The sequence below is a fragment of the Nocardioides sp. Root240 genome (assembly GCF_001428825.1).
In the GTDB taxonomy this organism is placed as follows: Bacteria; Actinomycetota; Actinomycetes; order Propionibacteriales; family Nocardioidaceae; genus Nocardioides.
Genome location: NZ_LMIT01000002.1, coordinates 553,282 through 553,654, shown reverse-complemented (window position 1 = coordinate 553,654; position 373 = coordinate 553,282). Strand labels below are relative to the sequence as shown.

The following is a 373-nucleotide window of genomic DNA, read 5'->3' as shown; positions in this document are numbered from 1 at the left end:
GGTGGTGGTGTCGGCTTCGATGATCTTGGCCTCGGCGATCGCGAGGATCCGGTTCGGCGCCTGCCCCAACGCTGCAGCGACCGCGATGTCGACGATCCGGACCTGGTCACGGGTCAGCTTCCGCGACAGCACGGCCACCCGGCGGACCACCCAGGTCTCGCACTCGAGCTTCTGGGCGCGGGCCCACACGAGCGGGAGCCGGTGCCGCAGGTCCAACGCATCCGCCAACGCCCGTCGGGTCGCACCCACACCCTCGCAGCGGGCGATCGCGATCTCGTCCAACGCCAGGTCGGACACTCCGGGGGTGCCCTCGCCACCGGGGTGGACCAGCTTCGGCCCACCACGCCGGACGGGCACCGCACCGGGCTCGGCC

1 pseudogene is annotated in these 373 nt (G+C 72.7%); it reads right to left on the bottom strand.

Annotated elements, in window-relative coordinates:
* Window positions 1–373, bottom strand: a pseudogene (locus ASE20_RS24990) (hypothetical protein); the annotation flags it as partial.